Raw genomic sequence first — 8,204 nt, forward strand, 5'->3', positions numbered from 1 at the left:
GCGTCAGAAATCCAAACTTTGCTGCTGGGGCATGACCGCTCCTTGGGGAGATCGGTCAACCCTGTCGCGCCGCAAGCGGGAGCCGTGCTTTTGCACGATGGCGGCGTTGGCGTTTCGTACATCGGCGCGTGCGCGCAGGGCGTGGATGCGCGCCTTGGCTTGGCGGGTTGCCGCCTCCAGGTCGACGACCGGCTCGGGGATGTCCACGCCCACGCGCACGCCGCAGCGCGCCTGTACCTCGGCCGGCATACGCCACGGCTGCAGCAGCCACGTGTCTGGTACACGACACAGCGCCGGCAGCCAGTGCCTCACGAAGCTGCCTTGCGGGTCGTGATCTTGCGCCTGCTTGATCGGGTTGTAGACGCGCGTGGTGTTGATTCCGGTGGTACCGGCCTGCATCTGCATCTGGCTCCAGTGGATCCCCGGTTCGTAGTCGATGAACTGCCTTGCCAGCCACAGACCCACGGGCCGCCAATGCAGCCACAGCGGGTAGGAGGCCACCGAAACCAGCATGGCCCGCATGCGGAAGTTGATCCAGCCGGTCTCGCGCAGCATGGCCACGCAGGCATCCACCATCGGCCAACCGGTGCAGCCGTTCACGAGGGCGTCAAAGTGGGCCTCGTTCCACTCACGCTCGCGCAGGTCGTCGTAGCCACGGTGCAGATTCCGAAACTCCAGTGCGGGCTCGGATTCGAGCTTCTGGATAAAGTGGCAGTGCCAATGCAGGCGGCTGACGAATGCCGCCAGCCCCTTGCGCTGCCAAGCTGCACCCGGATCAGTGCAATCCTTCAATTGCAACAAGCGCTGCTCCGTGGCCTGCATCACCTCGCGCATGCTCAGGCAACCCATGGCAAGGTATGGCGACAGACGCGAACATGCGCTGGGAGCCGTAATCGGTGAGGAGATGCCGCCGCGATAGCGTCGGCTGCGTTCGAGCAGGAAGTCCTGCAACCATGCACAGCCGATGGCACGGCCGCCTCGCTGACGCCGCGGTGGCGCACTGGCTGCCAGTCCGAGGCCAAGGCCGGTGGGCAACACCTGTGCACTCCACGGCAATGCAACGCCGCGCAGGCTGCCGCGCGGTGGTGCGGGCAGACAACGCGCGTGCATATGAGCGTGCCAGCGCGCGTGCCATCCATCTCGTGTAGAGAGTCGCCGCATCACCCCATGCTGGGGCCATTCCTGCCAAGTCACGCCGTGGTCGCGGCACCATCGGGCAACGGCCCGATCTCGATCGAAGGTATGTCCATTGCCGGTTTCTTCGTGCGATACCAGCTGAGTAAAGGGCGCCGAGGCTTGCAACCGCGCGAGCACCTCCGTCACCTCGCCGACCGCAACCTGCAACGTCGCGCCACATGCGCGCAGTTGCTCATCGAGGTCGTGCAGGCACTCCTGCAAAAACAGGTAATGCTGCAGCGCTGCGTCCGGTTGCGCCCAGTAACTTGGCTCGACGATGTAAAGGCATAACACTGCCCCTTGCCTGGCGGCGTGAAACAGGGGGGCATGGTCATGCACCCTCAGATCGCGCTTGAACCAGACCACAGTGAACGTCATCGGCGTACACCACTTACCGGGCAGGCGCCACAGCCGGGTCCTGCCGCTCCTGCGACACCCAGATCAGCGCTGCGGTATCGATGCCGAGCATGCGTGCCCTTGCAACGATCGACTGGCGCTGCGCTGGGTCGAGGTGCTTGTCGCGCGCCAGGATCCAGCAGTAGCTGCGATCTGGCCCTACCACGAGCGCCCAGCGGTAACCAGGATCGAGTGCCGCCACGTGATAGCCACCGTAGAACGGCCCAAAGAATGACACCTTCAACGATCCGGTACCGTGGTCGCCAATGAACGAGGCCTTGCCGATGGCCACTCGCCACATTCCCGTGGCGGGATCAAAGCCGCGGTTCACGACGCGGACACTCCCATCCGGCTGTGGCTCGTACGTCGCCGAAACATTTGTCAGGCCGCGCTCGAACGCGTGATCCAGCCGCGCCTGTTCGTACCATCGGCCCTGGTAACGCTGGAGATCGAACGGCGCAACAGGGGAGATGCCTTGTGGCGGACTTGTCGGAGCGCAGCCGGCCATCAAGGTGCCACCCGCAACCACAAGCGCCAGCAATTGCAGCCGCCGGCGGCGTGCTTGCGTGGCCTTTCTGGGCATCAGGGAGCGCTTCAGCAGCCGCAACGCATTCAACATGCGCTTGAGCATCTGGTGTCTCCATGAAGCGGCGCATTCGTCGAGCATCGTTCTCACCTGTTGTGTTGTCAGCTTGATTGCGCTGCCACGTGTGCCGCGGCGCGAGGGCCGCATGCTTGGCTCGTACGGGAACGTCGGATCGCCTCTCCCAGGCGGTTGCCACTCAGCCATGCCCCCTCGACACCGCCACCAGCGAGCCAATCGCCGCAGATGCCGATGCCGTCCTGCATGCGCCACATATAACCCGGCGCGTCGTCACCCTTCGGCTCCAGGGGTTCCGCATAACGCCAGCGATGCGCTGTCGCGGCACGCACTGCGGGCCCGCCCAGTTCACGAAATGCAGCAACCAAGGTGCGCGCGACATCTTCCGGCGCGTCCTCCAAATGCGCGTCGGTCCAGGCGGACGAGGCGTGCAGTGCCCAGGTGCAATAGCCGGTGCGGCCGGGCTTGCTGGTGTCGTTTGCAATCCAGGCCAACGGCGCTCCGTTGACGACTGCCGCATCGAAGCTCAGGTCTGCATTGGTTTCGCACTGCGCCATCACAACCCAAATCGGTCGCATCCGGGCACGCGATGCAGCAAGCGCGAAATCAGAAGCCGTGCCTTCAAGCAACGGTACAGCCTGCGGCGACGGAACACCCACGACGACGATGTCGAACTGGTCACCAATGAGACCGCCTTCGGCAGACGACAGCTGCCAAGAACCGGCCTCGCGGAACAGTGCGTCGACGGTCGTGGCTGTAACCGTCTTTGCACCCATAGACAGCAGCCGAGCCGGCATCGTCATGGTCGGCACGCCGACGTATCGCGTCATGGGAGGGGCGGCCATGGGAGGTACGTCCGGAGCCATCGACACGACCCGCGCGTGCCATGGTGCGACCGCGCCCGCTGCCATCCAGCGCGCCACTTCCGACACAAATTCCGAATCGCGCGCAAGAAAGTACGGCACGCCATGGTCGCATTGCCAGCCATCGCCTCGGCGGGTGCTCATGCGGCCGCCGACACCGCGGCTTTTGTCGAACACAGTGACTCGATATCCACCTCGCGACAACGCGCCAGCGCACGCGAGCCCGGCGATGCCGCCGCCCACAATCGCTACGCTGACTGACTCATATTCTCGATTCATGAAACAAAATTGGCCGGCGAAAACGACATTCGGCATGGCTGTGAAGTTGGCTCTGAGTATAGGGACGTAAGGCCATTTAATGTGCTCTTCGACTGCGACTTCGGCCACAAATATCAACACATTCTCGACTCATGTACCGACGAGACGTTTCACCAGCGTAAAAAAGTTTTGTCTTCTGATGCAGTCAGTCGCTAGTCTGATGCTGTGATCAGGAGAGACCGTGGGAAAGCACTTCACCTCAACGGAGGCCCGCCGCTACCGAAGCGGCGAAGCGGCGCGTCTGGCGCGGATGCCCGCTGCCACGTTGCGAATCTGGGAACGTCGGTATGCCGTGGTCTCCCCCCCAAAGACGCCCTCAGGGCAGCGGCTCTATTCAGATGACGATGTGGGACGACTGCGGTTGATCAGGATCCTCGTGGATCAAGGCCACCCGATCAGCGCGATCGCCGGTATGGACTGGGAGGCCTTGAAGGCGCTGATGCTGTCGCCGGAGGACATGCAAGCCGAACTGCCCGAGGCGCTCTCTCTGCTGGTGGTCGGCCCGGTCGATATGCCGGGCGCCGGCTCGACGTTTGGCAGCATGCGCATTTGCGCGTACGCGAGCTCCCTCGAAGACGCTTTTCAACACGCCCATGCCGGAATAACGGCGGATGCGTTGCTGGTCTCCGTCTCCTCGCTGCATGACGAGACCGTCGCACGCATCGTGTCGTTATCAGAAGCTGTGCATGCCAAGGCGGTCAGCGTGATTTACGCATTTGGCAGCAGCCGCGCGACCGAATTGGCGGGGCTCGCAGGCATACGCGTCGTTCGCCGCGCCGACACGCAGGCCAGACCTGCGCACCTAATCGCAGAACTGGCCGACTGGGCGACAGCGCACCGTCAGGCAGACAGACTGAATGTCGGCACAGCGCCGCGCGCAATGCGCCGGTTCGACGAGAAAGCGCTTGCCTCGCTCGCGGGCATCGCCTCGGCCATCCAATGCGAATGCCCTCGGCACCTTGCCGAACTTGTGCTGCAGCTCAGTGCGTTTCAACGCTACAGCGATGAATGCATATCGCGGTCACCGAGTGATGCCCTGTTGCACCGCCGTCTTGGCAACGTCGCGAATCGCGCCGCCCAACTGCTCGAAACCGCGCTTGCGGAAATCGTGCGTCAGGAAGGATTGATGAACCGCGAGCTGGCGCGTGCCGGTTGACGCCGCCAGAGGTCGCCATGCATCAGCGCCGGTTGCTCGTTGCTTCTAGGCCAAAACACGTTAGGACGTAACAATGGGATTTGTTTGGATTACCGGTGCCAGCGGCGCCGTCGGCAGCGCGCTCACGCGGCGATTGAACCGCGCGGGCATTCCGCTGGTCCTGACGGCGCGAGATCGGGACAGGTTGGAAACGCTCGCTGAATCGCTTGCATCACCTGAGGTATTGGTCTGCCCCGCCGACGTCATCGACAGGAACAGTGCCCAGCTTGCCATCGAGGCGGGTGCAGCGCAGTTCGGTGCGCCGGAGGGGCTGGCGCATTGCGTCGGATCGATCGTCATCAAGCCGCTTCACCTGACGTCGGACGACGAGCTCAAGCAGGCACTCGATACCAACTTCGTCTCGGCGTGGAATGTGCTACGACTGTTCGTGCAGCAGGCTATCGCGCACAAGGCGCGCGCGAGTGCCGTGCTGATTGGCTCCGTCGCCGCGACCGCCGGCTTCCCGAATCACGAAGCCATTGCCAGCGCAAAGGCAGCGGTCGGCGAGCTTGCTCAGTCTGCCGCTGCGACATATGCGGAGCGCGGTATCCGCGTCAACTGCATTCATCCGGGGCTGACGACATCGGCCATGTCAGCACGGCTGACCGGCTCCCCTGTGGTTGCAGAGCGACTCGCAAAGGCCAACCCGCTGGGCCGGCTCGGACAGGGTGACGACACCGCAGCGCTTGCCGAGTTCCTGCTCAGTCCCGCCGCCTCCTGGGTCACGGGTCAGCAGATCAATGTGGATGGCGGCCACGGCCGGTTGCTCGTGCCGCCAAAATCATGAGCGGCCCGTCGATGGACGCGCGCGCCCTCGCTGTGGTGCTTGGCATCGGCGGTCTCATTCCGTTCGTTGTCCTGGCTTGGCTTTGCGTGCGGACCGCTGCCGGCAGCGGTGAGTATCCACATGCGTTGCTGATGTATGGCGCGGCCATCGCGTCGTTCGTGGGTGCCGTGCACTGGGGCCTCGTACTGCGCGAGCCCGTCGCCACGCGCAGGCATCTCGTTCAGCTTGCCTGGAGCGTCGTGCCATCGTTCGCCGCCTGGGCCTTGACGATCAGCGGGGAGCCTCGCGCTGCCCTCGTCAGGCTGGCGATTTTGCTGGCCGTCTGCTGGGCGGTCGATGCCGTGTTCTGGCGCGGCAGAGCGATTCCGGCATGGTACTTCGGGTTGCGCAGCCTGCTGACCGCCGTCGCAGCCTTGTCACTCGTGCTCGCCGGTGTGGCAAGCGCAGGCTGATCGCTGGAGACCGACGCACCACGGCGCCGAGCCTACCCACAAGCTTGATTAACCTCATATCTGTTTGGAATCTGTCTGGAGAACAACGTGGCAAACCATTCAAGCAAAGGAGCTGTCGTCTACAGGAACACCGGTTTGACCGACATCACCACCAGATACCGCATGCCGATCGCGGCGCGGGTGTCGATTCTTCATCGGGTCAGTGGTGCACTGCTGTTCCTGGCTCTGCCATTCCTGCTGAATCTCTTCGGGCGAAGCCTGGATTCCGAGCCCGCCTTCGACGGCTTCAGGCAAACGCTGGCGACCTTGCCTGTAAAAGTGGTCGTCCTGGGATTGAGCTGGGCGTACCTTCATCACTTCTGCGCCGGGTTGCGCTTCCTGTGGATGGACGTAGACCACAACGCCACCGCCAAGGTGAACAGCCGTCGATCGGCAATCGCCGTGTTCGCGGCGTCGTTGGGGCTCACGGCGATCGTGGTAATCAAACTGTTCGGAGCAACCGCATAACATGGCACAGCACGCAATTGGTCCCAAGCGCCTGGTTGTCGGCGCGCACTACGGCCTGAAGGATTTCCTCGCGCAGCGCGTCACCGCCGTGATCATGGCGGTCTACACCATCGTGCTGCTGGCTGCGTTCCTGCTGTCGAAAGACACGTCGTACCAGAGCTGGGCGGGCCTGTTCGCCAACCAGTGGATGAAGATGCTGACGTTCCTGGCATTCGTGTCGCTCACGTATCACGCCTGGATCGGCGTGCGTGACATCTGGATGGACTACGTAAAGCCCGTGGCAGTGCGTTTGACGCTGCAAGTGTTGACGATTCTGTGGCTCGTTGGTTGTGCGGGCTACGCAGCTCAGATTCTCTGGAGGGTTTAAGACATGGTCGCAGTCAAGACTGGGCTGCCGCGCCGCAAATTCGACGTCGTGATCGTCGGTGCGGGCGGTTCGGGCATGCGCGCATCGCTGCAGCTGGCAGAAGCCGGCCTCTCCGTGGCCGTGCTGTCCAAGGTTTTTCCCACCCGCTCGCACACCGTGGCGGCGCAAGGTGGTATCGGTGCTTCGCTGGGCAATATGAGCGAAGACAACTGGCACTATCACTTCTACGACACCGTCAAGGGTTCCGACTGGCTCGGCGACCAGGACGCGATCGAGTTCATGTGCCGCCAGGCACCGAACGTGGTCTACGAGCTGGAACACTTCGGCATGCCGTTCGACCGCAACGCCGACGGCACCATCTACCAGCGTCCGTTCGGCGGCCACACGTCGAACTACGGCGAGAAGCCCGTGCAGCGTGCCTGCGCCGCGGCCGACCGTACCGGCCACGCGCTGCTGCACACGCTGTATCAGCGTAACGTGCGGGCCAAGACCCACTTCTTCGTCGAATGGATGGCGCTGGACCTGATCCGCGACCAGGACGGCGACGTGCTGGGTGTGACGGCGCTGGAAATGGAAACCGGCGAGGTCTACATCCTCGAGGCCAAGACGACGCTGTTCGCCACGGGCGGTGCAGGCCGGATCTACGCAGCGTCCACCAATGCCTTCATCAACACCGGTGACGGCCTGGGCATGGCAGCGCGCGCTGGCGTCCCGCTGGAAGACATGGAGTTCTGGCAGTTCCACCCGACCGGCGTGGCCGGCGCGGGCGTGCTGATCACGGAAGGCGTGCGCGGCGAAGGCGGCATCCTGCGTAACAAGGACGGCGAGCGCTTCATGGAGCGCTATGCCCCGACGCTGAAGGATCTGGCACCGCGTGACTTCGTGTCGCGTTCGATGGACCAGGAAATCAAGGAAGGCCGTGGTTGCGGCCCGAACGGCGACTACGTGTTGCTCGACCTGACCCACGTCGGTGCCGAGACCATCATGAAGCGTCTGCCGTCCATCCGCGAGATCGGCCTGAAGTTCGCGAACGTTGATGCGATCAAGGAACCGATCCCGGTCGTGCCCACCATTCACTACCAGATGGGTGGCATTCCGACGAACTATCACGGTCAGGTCGTCGTGCCGAAGAACGGCAACCCGAACGAGGTCGTCAACGGCTTCTACGCAATCGGCGAATGCTCGTGCGTGTCGGTGCACGGCGCCAACCGCCTGGGCACGAATTCGCTGCTCGACCTGGTGGTGTTCGGCCGCTCGGCAGGCAACCACATCGTTGCGCAGAACCTGAAAAACCGCGAGCATAAACCGCTGCCGGCCGACGCTGCTGACCGAGCGCTGTCGCGCTTGGCCAAGCTCGATTCGTCCAGCTCGGGCGAATACGCGCAGGACATTGCCAACGATATCCGCCGCAACATGCAGTCGCACGCTGGCGTGTTCCGCACGCAGAAGCTGATGGACGAGGGCGTCGAGCGCATCCTCGAAGTGGCCGAGCGTAGCGCCAACATCCACCTGAAGGACAAGTCCAAGGTGTTCAACACCGCG

The 8,204-nt window shown here is 63.5% G+C and carries 9 protein-coding genes; 6 read left to right on the top strand and 3 right to left on the bottom strand.

Going from position 1 to position 8,204, the window contains the following annotated elements; genetic code table 11:
• Window positions 1–3 precede the first annotated feature (3 nt).
• From PSUB009319_RS10510 to PSUB009319_RS10520, 3 genes are all read right to left on the bottom strand, one after another.
• Window positions 4–1,554: a cryptochrome/deoxyribodipyrimidine photo-lyase family protein gene (locus tag PSUB009319_RS10510; protein ID WP_124382167.1), complete on the bottom strand. Its 1,551-nt coding sequence runs from the start codon at window positions 1,552–1,554 to the stop codon at window positions 4–6.
• Window positions 1,555–1,567: 13 nt separating this feature from the next.
• Complete coding sequence (locus tag PSUB009319_RS10515; RefSeq protein WP_260392944.1) at window positions 1,568–2,155, bottom strand: lipocalin family protein; 588 nt, start codon at window positions 2,153–2,155, stop codon at window positions 1,568–1,570.
• 104 nt (window positions 2,156–2,259) lie between these two features.
• Entirely contained in the window at window positions 2,260–3,351 is a 1,092-nt protein-coding gene (locus PSUB009319_RS10520; protein WP_124382169.1) for an NAD(P)/FAD-dependent oxidoreductase, read from the bottom strand.
• A 184-nt stretch (window positions 3,352–3,535) separates the two neighbouring features.
• Here PSUB009319_RS10520 and PSUB009319_RS10525 point away from each other — a divergent pair, with 184 nt between their 5' ends.
• The 6 genes from PSUB009319_RS10525 to sdhA all read left to right on the top strand — a co-directional run.
• Window positions 3,536–4,510, top strand: coding sequence for a MerR family transcriptional regulator (locus tag PSUB009319_RS10525; protein WP_260392938.1), 975 nt, complete (start codon window positions 3,536–3,538; stop codon window positions 4,508–4,510).
• 73 nt (window positions 4,511–4,583) lie between these two features.
• Window positions 4,584–5,336, top strand: coding sequence for an SDR family NAD(P)-dependent oxidoreductase (locus PSUB009319_RS10530; RefSeq protein WP_124382170.1), 753 nt, complete (start codon window positions 4,584–4,586; stop codon window positions 5,334–5,336).
• Entirely contained in the window at window positions 5,333–5,788 is a 456-nt protein-coding gene (locus PSUB009319_RS10535; RefSeq protein WP_124382171.1) for a DUF3429 domain-containing protein, read from the top strand. Before PSUB009319_RS10530 ends, PSUB009319_RS10535 begins: the two co-directional genes overlap by 4 nt.
• A gap of 87 nt (window positions 5,789–5,875) precedes the next feature.
• Window positions 5,876–6,295: a succinate dehydrogenase, cytochrome b556 subunit gene (gene sdhC / locus PSUB009319_RS10540; protein WP_260392939.1), complete on the top strand. Its 420-nt coding sequence runs from the start codon at window positions 5,876–5,878 to the stop codon at window positions 6,293–6,295.
• 1 nt (window position 6,296) lies between these two features.
• Entirely contained in the window at window positions 6,297–6,662 is a 366-nt protein-coding gene (sdhD, locus tag PSUB009319_RS10545; protein ID WP_124382173.1) for a succinate dehydrogenase, hydrophobic membrane anchor protein, read from the top strand.
• Window positions 6,663–6,665: 3 nt separating this feature from the next.
• Window positions 6,666–8,204: succinate dehydrogenase flavoprotein subunit (sdhA, locus tag PSUB009319_RS10550; protein ID WP_124382174.1), on the top strand; the 1,539-nt coding region annotated here is incomplete at its 3' end.

Source organism: Ralstonia sp. SET104 (assembly GCF_003851545.1).
Classification (GTDB): domain Bacteria; phylum Pseudomonadota; class Gammaproteobacteria; order Burkholderiales; family Burkholderiaceae; genus Ralstonia.

What these genes read in the sequence shown, in the direction of transcription:
- PSUB009319_RS10515 (WP_260392944.1), bottom strand. Translation starts at nt 2,155, where the DNA reads ATGCCCAGAAAGGCCACGCAAGCACGCCGCCGGCGGCTGCAATTGCTG.
- PSUB009319_RS10510 (WP_124382167.1), bottom strand. Translation starts at nt 1,554, where the DNA reads ATGACGTTCACTGTGGTCTGGTTCAAGCGCGATCTGAGGGTGCATGAC.
- PSUB009319_RS10520 (WP_124382169.1), bottom strand. Translation starts at nt 3,351, where the DNA reads ATGCCGAATGTCGTTTTCGCCGGCCAATTTTGTTTCATGAATCGAGAA.
- sdhD (WP_124382173.1), top strand. Translation starts at nt 6,297, where the DNA reads ATGGCACAGCACGCAATTGGTCCCAAGCGCCTGGTTGTCGGCGCGCAC.
- PSUB009319_RS10530 (WP_124382170.1), top strand. Translation starts at nt 4,584, where the DNA reads ATGGGATTTGTTTGGATTACCGGTGCCAGCGGCGCCGTCGGCAGCGCG.
- PSUB009319_RS10535 (WP_124382171.1), top strand. Translation starts at nt 5,333, where the DNA reads ATGAGCGGCCCGTCGATGGACGCGCGCGCCCTCGCTGTGGTGCTTGGC.